The 17,123-nt window shown below is 62.2% G+C and carries 16 protein-coding genes; 6 read left to right on the top strand and 10 right to left on the bottom strand.

The genetic code is table 11. The features are described 5' to 3' along the window. Positions 1 to 26: 26 nt before the first annotated feature. Both ACPF9B_RS04030 and ACPF9B_RS04025 read left to right on the top strand, forming a co-directional pair. Positions 27 to 692: a sugar transporter gene (locus ACPF9B_RS04030; protein WP_424179395.1), complete on the top strand. Its 666-nt coding sequence runs from the start codon at positions 27 to 29 to the stop codon at positions 690 to 692. 21 nt (positions 693 to 713) lie between these two features. Continuing rightward, positions 714 to 2,342, top strand: a complete 1,629-nt coding sequence (locus ACPF9B_RS04025) for an alpha-D-glucose phosphate-specific phosphoglucomutase (RefSeq protein ID WP_424179393.1) — start codon at positions 714 to 716, stop codon at positions 2,340 to 2,342. A gap of 44 nt (positions 2,343 to 2,386) precedes the next feature. On the opposite strand, the gene ACPF9B_RS04020 is transcribed toward ACPF9B_RS04025, so the two are convergent. From ACPF9B_RS04020 to ACPF9B_RS04010, 3 genes are read right to left on the bottom strand one after another with little or no spacing between them, the layout of a single operon-like run. Beyond that, positions 2,387 to 3,697: a TRAP transporter large permease gene (locus tag ACPF9B_RS04020; RefSeq protein WP_424179391.1), complete on the bottom strand. Its 1,311-nt coding sequence runs from the start codon at positions 3,695 to 3,697 to the stop codon at positions 2,387 to 2,389. Beyond that, on the bottom strand, positions 3,694 to 4,224 hold the full coding sequence (locus tag ACPF9B_RS04015) for a TRAP transporter small permease (RefSeq protein WP_424179389.1): 531 nt from the start codon (positions 4,222 to 4,224) through the stop codon (positions 3,694 to 3,696). The genes ACPF9B_RS04020 and ACPF9B_RS04015 overlap by 4 nt, the downstream gene beginning before the upstream one ends. A 32-nt stretch (positions 4,225 to 4,256) precedes the next feature. Further along, a complete protein-coding gene (locus ACPF9B_RS04010; RefSeq protein ID WP_424179387.1) occupies positions 4,257 to 5,285 on the bottom strand; it encodes a TRAP transporter substrate-binding protein in 1,029 nt (342 codons plus the stop codon). A 493-nt stretch (positions 5,286 to 5,778) separates the two neighbouring features. Here ACPF9B_RS04010 and ACPF9B_RS04005 point away from each other — a divergent pair, with 493 nt between their 5' ends. The 4 genes from ACPF9B_RS04005 (at position 5,779) to ACPF9B_RS03990 (ending at position 10,697) form a co-directional block, all read left to right on the top strand. Further along, a complete protein-coding gene (locus ACPF9B_RS04005; protein WP_007205259.1) occupies positions 5,779 to 6,879 on the top strand; it encodes an ABC transporter ATP-binding protein in 1,101 nt (366 codons plus the stop codon). A gap of 79 nt (positions 6,880 to 6,958) precedes the next feature. Then, a complete protein-coding gene (locus tag ACPF9B_RS04000) occupies positions 6,959 to 8,074 on the top strand; it encodes an extracellular solute-binding protein (RefSeq protein WP_007205260.1) in 1,116 nt (371 codons plus the stop codon). 126 nt (positions 8,075 to 8,200) lie between these two features. After that, positions 8,201 to 9,805 carry an ABC transporter permease gene (locus tag ACPF9B_RS03995; protein ID WP_424179385.1) on the top strand — a complete coding sequence of 535 codons (1,605 nt, stop codon included), beginning with the start codon at positions 8,201 to 8,203 and terminating at the stop codon, positions 9,803 to 9,805. Between the two features lie 4 nt (positions 9,806 to 9,809). Continuing rightward, positions 9,810 to 10,697 (top strand): ABC transporter permease, encoded by an 888-nt coding sequence (locus ACPF9B_RS03990; protein WP_007205262.1) that lies wholly within the window; start codon positions 9,810 to 9,812, stop codon positions 10,695 to 10,697. Between the two features lie 67 nt (positions 10,698 to 10,764). Here ACPF9B_RS03990 and ACPF9B_RS03985 read toward each other — a convergent pair whose 3' ends face one another. The 7 genes from ACPF9B_RS03985 to ACPF9B_RS03955 are packed head-to-tail and all read right to left on the bottom strand — an operon-like array spanning position 10,765 to position 17,074. Next, the gene (locus ACPF9B_RS03985) at positions 10,765 to 11,694 is read right to left on the bottom strand and encodes an AEC family transporter (protein ID WP_007205263.1); all 930 of its coding nucleotides are present in this window, start codon (positions 11,692 to 11,694) and stop codon (positions 10,765 to 10,767) included. A 43-nt stretch (positions 11,695 to 11,737) separates the two neighbouring features. Further along, complete coding sequence (locus ACPF9B_RS03980) at positions 11,738 to 12,547, bottom strand: MBL fold metallo-hydrolase (protein ID WP_424179382.1); 810 nt, start codon at positions 12,545 to 12,547, stop codon at positions 11,738 to 11,740. After that, entirely contained in the window at positions 12,544 to 13,347 is an 804-nt protein-coding gene (locus ACPF9B_RS03975) for a TatD family hydrolase (RefSeq protein WP_424179380.1), read from the bottom strand. Before ACPF9B_RS03975 ends, ACPF9B_RS03980 begins: the two co-directional genes overlap by 4 nt. A 10-nt stretch (positions 13,348 to 13,357) precedes the next feature. Then, a complete protein-coding gene (locus ACPF9B_RS03970; RefSeq protein ID WP_007205266.1) occupies positions 13,358 to 14,464 on the bottom strand; it encodes a DNA polymerase III subunit delta' in 1,107 nt (368 codons plus the stop codon). Continuing rightward, positions 14,461 to 15,069 carry a dTMP kinase gene (gene tmk, locus ACPF9B_RS03965; protein ID WP_007205267.1) on the bottom strand — a complete coding sequence of 203 codons (609 nt, stop codon included), beginning with the start codon at positions 15,067 to 15,069 and terminating at the stop codon, positions 14,461 to 14,463. Before tmk ends, ACPF9B_RS03970 begins: the two co-directional genes overlap by 4 nt. Next, positions 15,066 to 16,244, bottom strand: a complete 1,179-nt coding sequence (locus ACPF9B_RS03960) for a D-alanyl-D-alanine carboxypeptidase family protein (protein ID WP_424179378.1) — start codon at positions 16,242 to 16,244, stop codon at positions 15,066 to 15,068. Before ACPF9B_RS03960 ends, tmk begins: the two co-directional genes overlap by 4 nt. A 14-nt stretch (positions 16,245 to 16,258) precedes the next feature. Continuing rightward, positions 16,259 to 17,074, bottom strand: coding sequence for an SPOR domain-containing protein (locus tag ACPF9B_RS03955; RefSeq protein ID WP_040483174.1), 816 nt, complete (start codon positions 17,072 to 17,074; stop codon positions 16,259 to 16,261). Positions 17,075 to 17,123 lie beyond the last annotated feature (49 nt).

Here is a 17,123-nt window from a genome sequence, read left to right as displayed (position 1 = left end):
CGCCAAGCGCGTTAGGTTTGGACAAAATGTACCCAAAACCGACAGGCAAAGATTTGACGATCGTGACACGCCACGTCCATGAGCTGGCCGAGATGCTGCTGCAACGGGATGCGCCGCGCGTGATCGTCGCGGTTGCGGGCGCGCCGGGATCGGGCAAATCGACCTTTGCCGCCGAATTGGCCCGCAGGCTTTCGGCGCGCGGCAAGCGCGGTGTCGTTGTGCCAATGGATGGCTTTCATCTGGATAATGCCGTGCTGGAGGCGCGCAGCCTGCTGCCGCGCAAAGGCGCGCCCGAAACCTTCGACGCGCAGGGTTTTGTCCGGTTGATCCGCGCAATCAAGGCGCAAGAGGATGTTTTCGCACCCAGCTTTGACCGCATGCGCGATCTGTCCGTCGCGGGGGCAATCGCCGTGCCTGCCGACGCTTCGTATGTCATTGCCGAAGGCAATTACCTGATGTTCGATGAAAGCCCGTGGTCGGAGCTTGCGGGCCTGTGGGATGTCTCGATCCGGCTGGACGTGCCGATGCCCGAACTGCGCGCGCGGCTGATCCAGCGGTGGCTGAGCCAGAACCTGTCACGCGCCGTCGCCACACGCCGCGCCGAAGGCAACGACATCCCCAATGCACAGCGTGTCATCGCCAAGGCGCTGCCTTGTGATTTCACCTTTGATGGACAACAAGCGCGGGTCTGACCCGCCGCCAAGAGGTATCCCATGCAAATCCGCGACATTGCCACAGCACCCATCCGTGGGCAGGCTCCCGGTACCTCTGGTCTGCGGCGCAAGACCCGCGCGTATATGGCGCCGTTGTTTTTGGAAAATTATGTGCAGGCTATTCTGGATGGCGCCGGCGGGGCGGCAGGAAAGACCTATGTGCTAGGCGGCGACGGGCGCTATTTTAACGCTGCGGCGATCCAGATCATCCTGCGCATTCTGGCGGGCAATGGGGCGGCGCGGGTGATGGTCGGGCAAGGCGGGATTCTTTCCACCCCCGCCGCATCGCATCTGATCCGCAAGACCGGCGCGGATGGCGGGTTCATCCTGTCGGCCAGCCATAATCCGGGCGGTATCGACGCGGATTTCGGCCTGAAATACAATATGGGGAATGGCGGGCCTGCGACCGAAACTATGACCGCCGCCATCGTCGTCGCCAGCGAGTCCATCACCCGCATCCGCATGGCCGACAGCGCCGACATCAATCTTGACGCCTTGGGCGCGGCGGCGATCGGCCCGATGCAGGTTCAGATCATCGACCCTGTCACGGATTATCTGGCGCTGATGGAAGACCTGTTCGACCTTGACGCCATCGCCGCGCTGATCGCGGGCGGTTTCACCCTGCGGTTCGATGCGATGCATGCCGTGACCGGCCCCTATGCGCGCGCGCTGCTGGTGGACCGCTGCGGTGCCAGCCCCGACAACGTGATGAATGCCATCCCCCTGCCCGATTTCGGCGGCGGCCATCCCGACCCCAACCCCGTCTGGGCGGCAGAGCTGATGGGGCTGATGATGAGCCCCGACGCCCCCGATTTCGGTGCCGCCAGCGATGGTGACGGGGATCGCAACATGATTGTCGGGCGCGGCTGCTATGTGACACCTTCCGACAGTCTGGCACTGATTGCGGACCGCGCGGATCTGGCCAAAGGCTATCGCCGCGGGCTGGCGGGGGTGGCGCGTTCGATGCCCACATCGGGCGCGGTGGACAGGGTGGCAGCGGCCAAGGGGATCGCTTGTCACGAGACGCCGACAGGCTGGAAATTCTTTGGCAACCTGCTGGATACAGGCCAGATCACGCTGTGCGGCGAAGAAAGTGCCGGCACCGGATCGGACCATATCCGTGAAAAAGACGGGCTCTGGGCGGTGTTGATGTGGTTGAACATCATCGCCGTATCAGGGCAAAGCGTGGCCGATCTGATGGCCGCGCATTGGCGAAGCTATGGGCGCAATTATTATTCTCGGCACGATTACGAAGACGTGGACAGCGCTGTTGCCACCTTGCTGATGGCCGATCTGCGCGGGCGGCTGGACCGCTTGCCAGGGCAAAGCTTTGCAGGGCTGCGCGTCACAGCGGCGGATGATTTTGCCTATACCGATCCTGTGGATGGCAGCGTCAGCACCGGCCAAGGTCTGCGGCTGTTTTTCGAAGGCGGTGCGCGCGCGGTCCTGCGCCTGTCGGGCACCGGCACCAGCGGGGCGACCTTGCGGGTCTATCTCGAACAGCTGGTGACGGAAGGGGACCTGCATCACGATGCGGGTGACGTGCTGGCCCCATTGGTGGCGGCGGTCGATGCTGTGGCGGGGATTACCGCGCGAACGGGACGTACAGCGCCGGATGTGAAGACCTGAAAACTTTTATGCCTCCGGCGGGGATATTTGGGCTCCAACGATGATCAGATCAGGATCAGCGTGATGATCGGGAACATGAGCAGGATCACCACGCGGATGATGTCGGAGGCGACGAAAAACACGACGGCACGGTAGGTCGCAGTGATCTTGGTTTCGCGGTCCATGCTGTTGATGATGAAAAGATTCATCCCCACGGGTGGCGTGATCAGCCCGACCTCGACCACGATCAGCACGAGGATGCCGAACCAGATTGCAAGCTCGTCCGGCGTCATCCCGAAATCGAGGGTGGAGATCACCGGCCAGAAGATCGGCACCGTCAGCAGGATCATCGACAAGCTGTCCATCAAACAGCCGAGAATCAGATAGAAGACCAAAATAAGCACGATGATCATCATCGGGCTGAACCCCTGCCCCGCGACCCAGGTTGAGAGTTCTTGCGGCACCTGCGTCAGCGCGAGAAACCCGTTGTAAAAGGCCGCCCCCAGCACGATGAAAAAGATCATCCCCGTGCCGGTCGCGGTTTGCATCAGGCTGTCGCGCAAAGCCCCCCAGCCCAGCCTGCCCGCCGCCAGCGCGATCACCCCCGTGCCTGCCGCGCCCACCGCGGCCCCTTCGGTGGGCGTGAACCAGCCGTTATAGATGCCGCCGACCACCAGCCCGAAGACCAAGAGCACCGGCCAGACCGGCAGCAGGGCCTGCAAGCGGTCGCGCATCGGCAGGCGGTCTTGTGTGCCGGCCTGATCGGGGTAGAGCCGCACATAGATGGCAATGGTCAGCATATAGCCCAAGGCCGCCAGCAGGCCGGGGATGATGGCTGCGGCGAAAAGCTTGGCGATGTTCTGCTCGGTTAGGATCGCATAGATCACCAAAATCACCGAAGGCGGGATCAGGATGCCAAGCGTGCCACCCGCCGCCAGTGTCGCCGTGGCAAAGCCGCCCGCATAGCCCGACCGGCGCAATTCAGGCAGCGCGACCTTGCTCATCGTCGCGGCTGTCGCAAGCGATGAGCCGCAGATCGCCCCGAACCCCGCGCAGGCCCCGACAGCGGCCATGGCCATCCCGCCTTTGCGATGCCCCAGAAAGGCACCTGCTGCGCGAAACAAGGCCTGCGACATGCCCGAATGGGTGGCGAATTGCCCCATCAGCAAAAACAGCGGAATGATCGACAGGCTATAGCTGGAAAAGGTGGAATAGGTCTCGGACTTTAGCCGCGCCATGAAGACGGTTGTCCCGTCAGTGGCCAGCCACAGCCCGCCGATCCCGCAAATGAGCATGGCAAGGCCAATCGGCGCGCGCAGAAAGATTAGCCCCAGCAGGACAGGAAACGACAAAAACCCGAGGGCAAGATCGCTCATCCCGCGCGCTTTCCGCTCAGCCGCAGGGCCGCACAATAGAGGCTGACGATACAGGCGACGCAGGCGGCGGCAAGGCAGGCCGCATAGCCCCACCAGACCGGAAACTGCAACATAAAGGTGGTTTCGCCATAGCGCAATTTATCCTGCATCCCTGCGAACAGCCGCCATGTGATCAGCACGATCACCAGCGCCATCACCACCGACCAAAAGGCAGACAACGCTGCATTGATGCGCGCGCCCAGCCCGGCGGTAAAGATATCGACCCGCGCATGCGACTGCGTCAGCTGCGTCAACGGCAAAAAGCTGAACACGGCAAAGGCCATGCCCGCCTCGACCAGTTCGTAATCGCCCGTCACAGGGCCAAGACCCGCCCCGCGCACCAGATCGCCAAAACCCGCCATGATCGCCAGCGCGCCCAATTCGCGCCCCGTGATGCTGGCACAGACAAGACAGACCAGCCCGATCATGACGGAGCCGCCCAGCAATGCCGTACCTTGGGCCAAACGCGTGATTAGCAGATGCAACAAAAGGCAACCTCGGGGATAAACGCCCCCGCTGTCTAGTCCTTGCCCGCGTGCTTGGCAATCAAGGCGGTAGCGGCAGCATAAAGCCCGGTGCCGTCGATGCCTGCGGCGTCAGCTTCGGCAATCCAAGCGGCGGTGGTGGCGGCGGCGGCCTCGCGCCAGGGGGCGGTCTGATCGGGCGTCAGGGTGATGATGCTATTGCCGGCAGCAACCGCCAGTGCGCGGGCATCCGCGTCACCGGCCTGCTGGGTGCGTCCGGCAAAGGCGGAAAACTCCAGGCCCGAATTGGCGTCGATCACAGCTTTCAGATCGTCCGGCAAGGCGTTGTAACTGTTTGTATTCATCGCCAGAATAAAGGTTGCAGCATAAAGCGCGGCACCGTCGAATTCGGTATGGTTGGTGACCAGTTCCTGCACGCGGATCGAAGGGGCAACCTCCCACGGAATAACGGCACCATCAATCACGCCGCGCGATAATGCCTCTGGCACGGCAGGCACGGGCATGCCGACCGCGGTGGCACCCAGATCGGTCAGCAGGTTGGTGATCACCCGGGTGGGTCCGCGCAGTTTCAACCCTTCGAGGTCCGTGATCGCGGCGACGGGGCGGTTGGCATGGATGATCCCAGGGCCATGTACCCACAGGCCCAAGGGCTTGAACGCAGCGAAATCGCTGTCCATCATTCGCGCTTCGGCCAGGTCCCAAAAGGCCCGCGATGTGGCCTCGGCATCCGGCGAGATAAAGGGCAGCTCGAACACTTCAAGCTGCGGGAACCGGCCCGGCGTATAGCCTGGCAGCGTCCAGACAATATCGGCCACGCCGTCGATCACCTGATCAATCAGCTGCGGCGGTGTGCCACCCAACTGCATCGACGGAAACCGGTCGATCTTGATACGCCCGTTGCTGTCGGCCTCGACCCTGTCGGCCCAGACATCAAGGATATTGGCAGGCACATTGGCCTGCGCGGGCAGGAATTGGTGCAAGCGCAGCGTCACTTCCTGCGCGCTCGCGGCGGTCCCGATGGCAAAGGCCACAAGGCCAGCGAACACAGTGCGGGTGATGATCATGGAAGCCTCCCTCGAAAAACTCACCGCAGCTTTGCGCCAACGCCCGTTGCCGCGCAAGGGCAATGACGCCACATCACCCGCGCCACCCCGAGGGCAGGACCACCGCATTGACGACATAATGGCAATGCCGCTTCACGCTTCGCCCAAGACTGGCGCGCGCCCCGCCCCGTTCGCCCTTTTCATCTTCCAAGCCCAAATATCCCCGCCGGAGGCCGCAACTGCGTCGCAGACGCAGGCAGCGCTGAAACCGACGGCCACAGGCAGACGACCCCAATAGGGCATGCGGGCTGTCCGGCATGTGCCGGACAAACTCGCAACCCGCTTTCCACAAATTGCCGCAAGCGACATCAGCACGCACAATGATTACGCTTTTAGGGTCTGTTTGCGCAACATGTCGGTTTTGTCTGAAAAAGGTGCCCTTTCGCGTTGCATCTCGGGGCTTGCGGCGCTTTAGTCATGGAAAATAAATAACCAAAACCGGGGAGGTTTGGGATTGCAACAAGTCAAGAACGACGAAGCTTTCGTCGCGTTCGAACGCGTGCAAAAAAGTTACGACGGTGAAACACTGGTCGTCAAAGATCTTAATCTGGCGATACCCAAGGGCGAATTTCTGACCCTGCTTGGCCCGTCGGGATCGGGCAAGACGACCTGCCTGATGATGCTGGCCGGGTTCGAAACCGCAACGCATGGCGATATCCGGCTCGACGGTGTCTCGGTCAACAACATCCCCCCACACAAGCGCGGGATCGGCATGGTGTTCCAGAATTACGCGTTGTTTCCGCATATGACGGTGGGGGAAAACCTGTCGTTTCCGCTCGAAGTCCGCAAGATGGGCAAATCCGAACGCGAGGCCAAGGTCAAACGCGCGCTGGACATGGTGCAGATGGGCGATTTCGCCGCCCGCCGTCCGGCACAGATGTCCGGCGGACAGCAGCAGCGGGTGGCACTCGCACGGGCGCTGGTGTTTGAACCCGAACTGGTGCTGATGGATGAACCCTTGGGCGCGCTGGACAAGCAATTGCGCGAAACCCTGCAATTCGAGATCACCAATCTGGCGCATCAACTGGGCATTACCGTGGTCTATGTGACCCATGACCAGACCGAGGCGCTGACAATGTCGGACCGCGTCGCGGTGTTCAACGATGGCCGCATCCAGCAACTGGCCACGCCCGACGATCTGTACGAGCGTCCGCAAAACAGTTTCGTGGCGCAATTCATCGGCGAAAACAACACGTTGACCGGTGTGGTGCAGGATATATCTGACAAAAGCTGCACCGTGCGGCTGGACAGCGGCGATGTGATCGACGCGATGCCGGTCAATGTTGGCGCCGTCGGCGACCGCACCAAAGTGTCGATCCGCCCAGAACGGGTCGAGATCGACAAGACCCGCCTGCAACCCGGCGCGCATACGCTCAAGGCCGAAGTGCTGGAATTCATCTATATGGGTGATATTTTCCGCACCCGTCTGCGTGTCGCGGGGATGGATGATTTCGTCATCAAGACCCGCAACGCCCCCGATCAGGTCCGGCTGACACCCGGCACCAAGATCGACATCGGCTGGTTGGCACAGGATTGCCGCGCGCTCGACGCGTGACGGCTTTTGCAGGGTCACCGCCGCCCGGTGGGTGACCCTCATGACAAGACGAACCGGGCGTGACAACGGGAGAAAAATAATGAAACTGACCAAAGCAATGATGGCAACGACAGCGCTGACGCTGGCCGGAACCTCCGCCTTTGCTGGCGGCCATATGGCCAATGACATGACAATCGTCAGCTGGGGCGGCGCCTATCAGGCGAGCCAGGATTCTGCCTATCTGCAACCCTATCTGGCGGCCAACCCTGACGTCCGCGCGTCTTGGGACGAAAGCTCGCCCGAGGCCGTGGCAAAGCTGCGCGCGATGGACGAAGCCGGCAACCTGACTTGGGACCTTGTCGATGTGGTGGCCGCCGATGCGATCCGCCTGTGCGACGAAGGTCTGGCGATGGAAATCGACCATGACGCCCTTCTGGCCGCTGCCCCTGATGGCACATCAGCGTCCGAGGATTTCGGCGACCTGATCGTGTCGGATTGTTTTATTCCGCAGATCGCCTATTCCACAACCAACGCGTATCGCACCGATGTGACCGCCTGGAACGGCGCAACACCCGGCGATATCTGCGCCTTGTTCGATCTGGAAACCTTCCCCGGCACCCGGACCCTGCAGCGTGTGCCGCTTGATAACCTTGAATGGGCGCTGATCTGTGATGGCGTACCTTTCGTAGATGTTTATGACACGCTGGAAACGACCGAAGGTCAGGACCGCGCCTTTGCCAAGCTGGACACGATCAAGGACAGCACGATCTGGTGGACATCTGCCGCCGAAAGCATCCAGTCGCTGGCCGATGGCGAAGCCGTGATGGGCTCGTCCTACAATGGCCGCTTCTTCTCGGCGATCGTGGAACAGGACCAGCCATTGGCAATGCTCTGGGATGCACAGGTCTATGACCTTGACGGCTGGATCATCCCCACCGGCCTGCCCGAGGATCGTCTGGCCCGCGTGCTGGATTTCGTCTTCTTCGCGACAGACACACAGCGTCTGGCGGATCAGTCCAAGTTCATCTCTTATGGCCCAGCACGTGCATCATCGGCACCGCTGGTATCCACCCACGCAACTTTGGGCATCGAAATGGCACCACATATGCCAACCGATCCGGCAAACTCATCCAATGCCTTCGTGCAAAATTACATGTGGTGGGCGGATTACCGCGACGACCTGGATGCACGTTTCCAGGCCTGGCTGGCTCAGTAAATCACTGATTGCAGGGCGGGGATATCCCCGCCCTACGCCTGACACAAAGGCGCGGCCGCAGCGGTCGTGCTGAAAGGTAGGGCGGGGTTAACCCCGCCTTACGCCCCCAACCAAAGGTCCCGTCCCATGGCAGAACAGATGATGGCCGCCGATGGCCGCACGCTCAAATCAAGCTTGAACCGTGCCTTGCGCCGCCAGAAACTGCGCGCGCTGTTGCTGATCACGCCGCTGTTGCTGTTCATCCTGATCACCTTTGTCGTCCCCATCGGACAGATGTTGTTCCGGTCGGTGGAAAACCAGATTGTCGGCGACACCATCCCGCGCACCGTCGAGGCCCTAGCCGATTGGGACGCCGCGACCGACCCCGTGCCGGACGAAGACGTGTTCCGCGCCTTTGCCGCCGATATGATGGTTGCCGTCGAAGAACGCATTCACACCCGCCTTGGCTCACGGCTGAATTACGAAACCGCGGGGATCTCGTCGCAATTCCGCCGGTCTGGCCGCGATGTCGAGGATATGGGCGAAGACCTGACCGCCCAGTTCACAGCCCTTGATCCGGCATGGCAAGATCCTGCGACATGGATCGCGCTGATGGCCGACCCAGACTGGATTGCTGACAGCGCAACAGCGCAAACAGAACCCGCCTTCATTATCTCTGACGCCGCGCGCGACGCCCTGCCCCGCACCGCCGATATCTATGCCGATTTCGCCCGTGTGACACAGGTGATCAACACCGACAGCCCCACCGAAGAACAACCCTGGAACGTCGTCTATATCGCGCTGTACCAGGATCTGATCGCCAACCCCGCACCGCAGATCGCGGGCGCGCCCGATGGGTTACTGGGTGCCGCAGGCGCTGCGGTGGCTGGCTTTGTCGCCCCCGATATGCGGGCCGCCTTTGTCGACAGCGACGCTGGCTGGGGCAGCACAGCGACATGGCAGACGATCCAGACCTACAGCCCGGCCTATACCAGCAGCTATTTCTTGAATTCGGTCGATCTCAAACAGACCCCCGATGGCATCGAAATTGCCCCCGAGAACCAGCAGATCTATGTGAAATTGTTCATTCGCACGCTGATCATGTCGCTGACGATCATGGTGTCGTGCATTCTGCTGGGCTATCCTGTCGCCTGGATGCTGGCGAACCTGCCATCACGGCAGGCCAATCTGATGCTGATCCTCGTGCTGCTGCCATTCTGGACATCGCTTCTGGTGCGGACATCGGCGTGGAAGGTGCTGCTGCAACAACAAGGCGTGATCAACGACCTGCTGGTCTGGGTCGGCTTGGTGGGCGATGAAAGCCGACTGACGATGATCAACAATGCCACCGGCACGATCATTGCGATGACGCATATCCTGCTGCCCTTCATGATCCTGCCGCTGTATTCGGTGATGAAAACCATCCCGCCGAGCTATCTGCGCGCAGCAAAATCCTTGGGCGCGACCAATTGGACCGCGTTCTGGCGGGTCTATTTCCCGCAATCGGTGCCTGGGATCGGGGCGGGGTCGATCCTCGTGTTCATCCTGTCGATCGGCTATTACATCACACCCGAAATCGTGGGTGGTACATCGGGGATCTTTATCTCGAACCGCATCGCCTATCACATTTCCAGCTCGCTGAACTGGGGGTTGGCGGCCGCGCTAGGGACAATCCTGCTGGCCGTCGTGCTGGCGCTCTACTGGGCCTATGACCGGATCGTCGGCATCGACAACGTGAAACTCGGAGGATAACGCCATGACGTCGCTGCCCATCTACGCCACCACGGGCCAGAAGATCTGGCATTACACCTTCCGCGTCATTGTCGGGTTGATCCTGTTCTTTCTGATCGCCCCGATCATCATCATCATCCCGCTGTCGTTCAATGCCGAAAGCTTTTTCACCTTCACGCCGGAAATGTTGGCGCTGGACCCCGCAGGCTATTCGCTGCGCCATTACCGCGACTTCTTTACCAATCCTGACTGGATCAGACCGCTGCAGAATTCGCTGATCATCGCGCCCTTTGCGACCGTCCTGTCGGTCAGTCTGGGCACGCTGGCCGCGATCGGGCTGTCGCAATCGCATGTGCCCTACCGGCGCGCGATCATGGCGATCCTGATTTCGCCGATGATCGTGCCATTGATCATTTCGGCCACCGGCATGTTCTTCTTCTACAGCCAGATGGGGCTGTGGATGGAAAACACGCTGGGGTTCTCGCGGTCGTTCACCGGCTATGTCAAGGTGATCCTGGCCCATGCAGCCCTTGGTATTCCCTTCGTGATCATCACGGTCACGGCGACGCTGGTAGGGTTTGACCATTCACTGACGCGCGCGGCCGCCAATATGGGGGCCACACCGACACAGACGTTTTTCAAGGTGCAGATGCCGCTGATCCTGCCCGGTGTGGTGTCAGGCGGGCTGTTTGCCTTTATCACATCATTTGACGAGGTGGTCGTGGTCCTGTTCGTCGGTGCCGCCGCCCAGAAAACCCTGCCTTGGCAGATGTTTACCGGCCTGCGCGAACAGATCAGCCCGACGATCCTTGCGGCGGCGACGGTGCTTGTGGCTATCTCGATCGTGCTCTTGGCCACGGTGGAAATGCTGCGCCGCCGGTCCGAACGGCTGCGCGGCCTGTCGCCCAACTGACCACCGCATCGTCGCTTTGTTCAAAATACTCCCGCCAGAGGCGGACGGCCCGCAAGGGCCGTTCCAGCTAAGGCAACACCGCAAGCCAGCCCCAGACCGTCAGTATCGACAGCCCCGTCGCCAGCAAGACTGAGGATGCTGCAACCCGGCGCGCGCGGCCATACATATTGGCAAAGATATAGGCATTCACCCCGGGCGCCATTGCCGCTGTCAGCATGGCGGATCGCGTGCCGGCAATGCCCAGGCCACCCGCTTGCGCAAGCGCCCAAACCACCGCCGGATGCACCACCAACGACACCGCGACAACATAGATGATCGTGCGCATGTCGCCTTCAGGGCGGTAGCGATACAGCACCCCACCCAGCCCGAACAAGGCGGCAGGCAAAGCCGCGCGCGCAATCAGGTCGAGCGCATCCGTCAGCACCGCCGGCGCAGGAACCCCCGACAGGTTGACGACGAACCCCAAGGCGATCCCGATGATCAGCGCATTCTGAAACATCGCCCGCAGCACCTTGGCCGGCAAGGCGGTCAGCGCCGCACCCCGATTGCGTGCGATTTCCATCGCAGTGATGCCGATACCATAGCAAAACGGCGAATGGATCGCGATAATCGCATAATTGGATTCCAATGCCGTGGCGCCGTAGGCGCGTTCGGTGATCGGCAGCCCCAGCAGCAAAGAGTTCGAGAACAGACAGCAAAACCCGATGGCGACGCTATCTTCCCAATCGCGCCCAAAAATATACCGCGCGCCCAAAAGCCCGGCCAGAAACCCCGTGAAAGCCCCGGCATAGAAACTACCCAGCAGCAGCAAATCAAAATTCTGTTGCAGATCCAACGTCGAGATGGCGCGGAACAGCAGGCAGGGAATGGCGAAATTCTGGGTGAATTTCATCAGCCCGTCCACGCCGGCATCGCTGAAATAGCCTTTCCAGACCGCCAGATAGCCAAAGCCGATCACGAAGAAAACGGGCAGGATGACGTCGATCAGCGCGGCCATTGGCGGATTCCTTGGAAAACTTCTATGCCTCCGGCGGGGATATTCAGGCGCGGAAGCAGGGGAAAGTCAGCGTCAGCCCGTCATAGGCGGGCAGAACATGAGCGGGGGTTTCGGCGGCAATGGTGGCGTAGTCCAGATCGACATGCATATTGGTCAGAACGGCCTGACGCGGCGCGACCTTGGTGATCCAGCCCAGCGTCTTTTCCAGATGCGCATGGCTCGGGTGCGGTTTGCGGCGCAAGGCATCGACGATCCAGCAATCCAGCCCGGCAAGCGCAGGCCAGACAGCATCGGGGATGTCAGAGACGTCAGGCAGATAGGCCACATCGCCAATCCGGAACCCCAGCGCGTCAATATTGCCATGCGCCACTTTGAAAGGTGTCAAGGTTACCGGCCCGCCTGCGCCCTCGATGGTCACATCGCCGTCGATCAGGTTCAAATCGCAGATCGGCGGATAATCCGATCCTGCGGGCTGCACAAAGGCATAGCCGAACCGCGCCAGCAAGGCATCACAGGTATCGCCATCAGCCCAGACCGGCAGCCTTTGCCGCGTCTGGAACACGATCATCCGCAGATCGTCGATCCCGTGGACATGATCGGCATGGGCATGGGTGTAAACGACAGCATCAACCGTGCTGACGCCTGCATCCAGCAACTGGCTGCGCATGTCGGGCGACGTGTCGATCAGCACGCGGGTCGTGCCATCCTTGCCCTGCCGCGTGATCAACAGCGAACAGCGCCGCCTTGCGTTGCGCGGATCGGTGGGATCGCAATCACCCCAATCATTGCCCAGCCGTGGCACCCCGCCGGACGACCCGCAGCCAAGGATGGTAAAGCTGATTGTGTCGCTCATGCTGCTGCTTTCCAGAAAAGCCGGTCGAAATTGGCATTGGTCGCGGCGGCGAAAGCGGCATAGTCGAGACCAAAAAGCCCCGCCCCCACAGCCGCGGTATGGGCGGTATAGGCCGGTTCATTGCGCCGCCCGCGGTGCGGTGGCGGGGCCAGATAGGGGCTGTCGGTTTCCAGCAGCACACGCTCTAGCGGCACATTGGCAAAGATGTCGCGCAATTGCTGGCTTTTGGGAAAGGCCGCGATGCCCGACATCGACAGGTAGAACCCCAGATCAAGCGCCGCCTTGCCCAATGCCGCAGAGCTGGAAAAGCAATGCATCACGCAAGTATAGGCGCCGTTGCGGTATTCCTCGGCCAAGATCCGCGCCATGTCGCCATCGGCGTCGCGGGCATGGATAATCAACGGCAGGCCGGTTTCACGCGCCGCCGCGATATGGATGCGCAGGCTGGATTGCTGGATCGCCTTGCTGTCGGCGGTGTAATGGTAATCAAGGCCGGTTTCCCCGATGCCGACGAACTTGGGGTGCTGTGCCAGCGCGACAAGGTCATCCACCGTCACCGGCGGATGGTCTGCTGCCGACATCGGATGCACACCGGCGGCATAGAAAACCGAGGGATATGTTTCCGCGATAGCCCGCACGGCCGGTTCATTGTGCAGCTTTGTGCAGATCGTCACCATCCGCGTCACCCCTGCGGCCAGCGCGCGCGCGATCACTGCGTCGCGTTCACCCTCGAAATCGGGGAAATCAAGGTGGCAGTGGCTGTCGGTAATTGGGGTGGCGGCGATCGGGCTTTGGGTCATGGCGCGGCTTTCAGGCTGCGGCGACGCCTTGCGCCGTCTCTTCAATCTTGAAGATCATATCAAGGATCAGCGCGGCAGGGTCAAGGTTCACCGCGCGCCCGTGGCGCGACCTTTCGGACAGGTCCTGCTGCAATTGCGCCCACGCCTGTGCGGCGCGCGGGTCGGGGGCAAGTTTTGCAAGCAACAAAGCCTCGCCCGCAGCCCCTTGGGTGTCGGGTGCGCCCAGCAGGCCGGCACGCGCCACACGCGCCACAAACAAATCAATCAGGTCAAGCGTCAGGCCGAACCGCGCCTCGGCCCCGCGCCCGCTGCAGGCTTCGGCCAAGGCCAGCGCGGCCTGCCGGTCGATCCGTGGCAGCGCGCCGAACAGCCGGACCAGATCGGCGTAGAGCGCAAGGCCGCCACTGCCCAACAGCCGGATCGCATCCCCGACCGACCCGCCGGCAAGGGCGGCAAGGCCCGCTGCATTATCGCTGCGATGCCCAGCTTGGGCCAGCGCGCGGGCCAGATCCTCGGGCGACAGCGGGCCACAGCGCAATTCGCGGCAGCGTGACCGGATCGTGGGCAAAAGCCGTGACGGCTGATGCGCCACCAGCAGGATCACCGCCCCTGCGGGCGGTTCTTCCAATTCCTTGAGGATCGCATTGGCGGCGTTGCGGTTCATCTCATCCGCGGCATCGACGATCACGACACGCCGCCCGCCATCGGTGGCTGACATCTGGAAGAAATGCTTGAGATTGCGCACCGCATCCACGGTGATTTCGCCGCGCAGCTTGGCTGTCTTTTCGTCCCAAGGGCGGCGGATCAGCGCAAGGCGCGGATGCGCGCCCGATTGCACCAGACGCGCATCGGGGTGATCGGGGGACACATTCAGCGTGACCTCGCCCAGCATGTCGGGCGGCGCATCGGCCAGCAGGAAGGTCGCGATTTTCCAGGCCAGCGTCGCCTTGCCCACGCCGCGCGGGCCAGTGATCAGCCAGCCTGAATGCATACGGCCTGCGGTGAAGGCGTCCAGAAACGCGGCTTCGGCGGCGTGTTGGCCGTAAAGCACGGGCGTTTCACGCGGATGCGGCGCGCCGTCCAGCCGGTCCGGTTCTGGGATGGTGTCATCGCTCATAGATGCGCCGCCACATCGCTGGCGATCTGGTCTGGCGTGCGGTTGCCGTCAATCAGCACGCAGCGTTGCGCTTCGGCGCGCGCGAGCGCCAGAAAACCGTGGCGCAGGGTTTCCTGAAACGGCAGGCCGAAATCCTCGAACCGGTCTTCGCCCGACCGGCGGGCAAGGCCGCGCTCAAGGGCGGTGGCGGGGTCCATGTCGATGACAAAGGTCAGATCGGGTTCACGCCCGATCATCAGCGCATGAAGTGCGTCAACCTTGGCGCGCAGATCGCCACGGGTGGCCCCTTGATAGACGCGGGTGCTGTCGGCGAAACGGTCGGACACCACAGTTTTTCCGGCGGCAAGCGCAGGCAGGATCGTTTTTTCCAGATGGTCACGGCGCGCGGCGGTGAACAGAAGGATTTCGGTTTCCGCCGACCAGCGGTCAGTATCGCCAGTCAGCAAAAGCTGGCGAATTTCCTCGGCGCCTTGGCTGCCGCCCGGTTCGCGGGTGAGGATCACGTCATGGCCCTGATCGCCCAGCCATTGCGCCAAGCGGCGCGCCTGTGTCGATTTGCCCGATCCGTCGATGCCTTCGAAGGTGATGAACCTTGGTCTGGTCATGCGCCGTCAGGCTCTGCGCCCGAGGTCAGGCCGTATTTGGCCCACAATACCTGTGCTGCGGTGCGCATCCTTATGCCGAACCCGCCCAAGGGCACATCGGCTTGCGTGACCAGCGGCACACGCTTTTCCGGCAGACCGTCAAGCGTGATAATCAGCTCGCCCACCTGTTGGCCCGCGCTCACCGGCGCTTGCAACGGGCCGTCAAAGATCACCTGCGCGTCAAGCGCGCCGTCATGCAGGACCGGCACCAGCAGGCGCAGGTCTTCGGCCACGGTCAGCCCCACGCTTGGCGCAGCCCCCATCCAGACATCGGCACTGGCGATCTGGGTTCCGGCCACAGCGAGATCGCGTTCGGCAAACTGGCGAAACGCCCAATTGACGATGCGTTCGGATTCCTCGGCCCTGTCGCGGGCCGTCTGCAGCCCGGTGACCACAAAGATCACACGGCGGTTGCCTTGCATGGCAGACCCCACCAGCCCATAGCCCGCCTCTTGGGTATGGCCGGTCTTCAGCCCGTCCGCCCCGATCCCCATCGCCAGGATCGGGTTGCGGTTTTGCGAATTGGACGGCACGCGGTTGTCAAAGGCGAATTCGGTTTCCGAAAACAGCGGATAGAAGGTTGGGAAATCGCTGATCAGGCGGCTGGACAGGATGCCTAGATCCTTGACCGACATCCGGTGCTCGGCCGCAGGCCAACCGCTGGCGTTGACAAAAAACGACTGCGTCATGCCCAGTTGGCGGGCGCGGTCGGTCATCATACGGCCAAATCCCGCCTCGGTGCCATCGGGCGACAAGGCCTCGGCCAGAACCACGCTGGCGTCATTGCCGGACAGAACGATCACACCGCGCAGCAAATCTTCGACGCGCACACGGTCGGTGGTGTCCAGAAACATCGACGAGCCGCCAAAACTGGCGGCATGGGCAGACACTGGCAGGACATCGTCTATCGACAGCCGGCCATCGGCGATCGCCTCGAAGGCCATGTAGATCGTCATCAGCTTCGACATAGAGGCAGGCGGCAGCGGTAGATCGGCATCCTTGGCCAGCAGGACCGTGCCGGTGGTCTGGTCATAGACATAAGCGGCGCGTGCGCTGGTTTCCAGCGCCTGCGCCTGCGCCGCGGTGGCGCAGATCATGATCAGACCGGCAATCAGGCTACGTGCTGTGTATTTCATCGGCTGTCCTTTTGTCATTCGTCTGCCAGCACGAAGGCATCCACGAAGCCGAGCGCCCTGACCCGCGCCAGCGCCTGTTGATCCGCAACCGACCCCGCCACGACGCGCCAGACGCTGCGGCCACCGGCCTGCTGCTCGGTCACGCTCACCCCGAAACCCGCGGTTGTCAATGTGGCGGCGGCGGCATCGGCATTGGCGCGCACGCTGAACACGCCGATCTGCGCCAGAGGGCGTGCAGGCAGGGCTGTCGCGCCCGCCGGTGGCAAGGCAGCGACAGTGACCGGTGCGACAGCGGCGTCAGTGGTCATATCAGCGGTGGGTGCCACGGTGGTATCGGCGGCGGTTTCGGCAGCGGGATCAGCGGGCAGATCCGCGGGTGCGATAACGATCTCTTCGCGGCGTAACACGACGACGTTCAGATCGGTCGGCGCGCCTGCGAGAACGCCAAGTTCTTCGGCCGCGTCAGAGGATAATTGCAGCACCGGACCGGGATTTGCGCGTTCGCGCCGAAATAATGCACCGACCGTGGATTGTCCGTTCGTGGCATTGCGGATCACCACGCGTTCAGGATCACGCACATCGGGATGCGCCACCCAGATCCCGCCCAACGATGGCCGGCCATCCCACAGGCCAGTGTCCGTCACCTCGAAGATATCGGGCCGTTCGACATCTTGTTCGGTGCGCAGAACGCCGGGCGCTGCGGCGGTTGCCAGCGCCCCGTCGCTTGCGCTGCCCGCCCGCTCCGGCGCGCAAGCAGCGAGCAGCAAGGCACAGCACAGCGCGCAAGACAGCCGTGACCCACGCCCGTATCCGTCAGGTTTGCCTGTCATGTTCAGCCCTCTCTTATCCACCTCTTGCGAGCAGATATCAGCCCCGATG

This window comes from Yoonia sp. TsM2_T14_4, assembly GCF_049602355.1.
Taxonomy (GTDB): domain Bacteria; phylum Pseudomonadota; class Alphaproteobacteria; order Rhodobacterales; family Rhodobacteraceae; genus Yoonia; species Yoonia vestfoldensis_A.
This window is presented reverse-complemented; position numbering and strand designations above follow the sequence as displayed.